The sequence below is a fragment of the Bradyrhizobium retamae genome, assembly GCF_001440415.1.
In the GTDB taxonomy this organism is placed as follows: Bacteria; Pseudomonadota; Alphaproteobacteria; order Rhizobiales; family Xanthobacteraceae; genus Bradyrhizobium; species Bradyrhizobium retamae.
This window is the reverse complement of sequence record NZ_LLYA01000142.1, coordinates 1-1,146: the sequence shown is the minus strand read 5'-3', so window position 1 is coordinate 1,146 and position 1,146 is coordinate 1. Positions and strand designations below refer to the sequence as shown.

At 61.4% G+C, this 1,146-nt stretch carries 1 protein-coding gene; it reads right to left on the bottom strand.

Features of this window, described 5'->3' with window-relative positions; all coding sequences use genetic code 11:
- On the bottom strand, positions 1 to 835 hold an 835-nt coding region (locus CQ13_RS16615), incomplete at its 3' end, for an integrase catalytic domain-containing protein (protein ID WP_156433717.1).
- Between the last annotated feature and the right edge of the window lie 311 nt (positions 836 to 1,146).

Sequence of the window (1,146 nt, the reverse complement as noted above, 5' to 3'; positions counted from 1 at the left end):
CCATCCGTCGGACCACGGCGCCGTTCTTCTGTTCGACAAACGCCTGGTCGTTCTTGCGGTAGGGTCGGCAACGCGTGAACACAATGTTCGCCTGCTCACAATACGCTTTCAGCGTTTCGTTTATGAACACGGTATCATTGTCGGTATCGATTTCCTGCAACGAGAACGGCAGCTGTCGGCGAAGTTCTGTCAACACGGTGCTCAGGAGCGTTTGCTCGCGCACCAGCAACGGCGCACACTCCGTCCAACCGGTCGCAATATCCGTGAGCACCAGCGTCTGGATAAAACTGCCGCGCGCCGAGGGCCCGCTGTGGGCGACCAGATCGGCTTCGACAAAGCCCGGCGCCGGATCCTTCCAGTCGGCGGACGTCCGTACCGGGATGCTCCGTCGCAATGCGCTCGCCACCGGCCGGCGCCGCTGGCGTGCACCCTCCTGTCGGATCTTCCCCAGCGCCCGATCGATCGTCGACGCGCTCACCGCCAGCAGCTTCGCGCGGATTTCAGGCGCCAGGCCCATGTGGCCGTTCCGTTCCATCGACTCGATCAGGAGCGGCAGCAGCGCTTTCAGTCTCTTGCCGCAAATCCGGTCCGATGCCTCCCAAAGAACTACCAGCGCATTTCGTTCAGCTTCCTCGTAAATCCGCCGACGGGTGCGCCGAACCGGGGATTTCCCCATATCGCCTCGGAGCAGGCGCATCGCATGCTTTCGATGGAAGCCCGTCACCACCACAAACTCGTCGAGAATTCGCGCCTTCTCCGCGCGGCTCGCCTCTCTGTAGCGCTGCCCCACAGCGGCCGTCAGCTCTCTTCGAGTCGCCATGCTCAGTTGCCTCATTATCGCCCCCCAGCCCCATCTCACTGGGGAGCAAATTACGTGAGGCAACGGCCCAGCATTCAGGAACATTTCAGGCGACGCAATGCGGCTTCCCATCCAGATTGGGTTCTTCCGCACATTTGGTGCAGGGTGCTGGATTCACGAACAGTGCGAATAAGGGCATAAGTTCGGAATCGCAGTCGACGTCCGTGATTCGCCTTGCTCCATGCCTTCCGCTCACAGGTTTCCCCCGAGCTTTCGATTGTCCAGATCCTTCCCCAGACCGACAGGGTGGTGCTCGTGGCTCGGCCGAAGTCAGCGGCCTCGCTCTG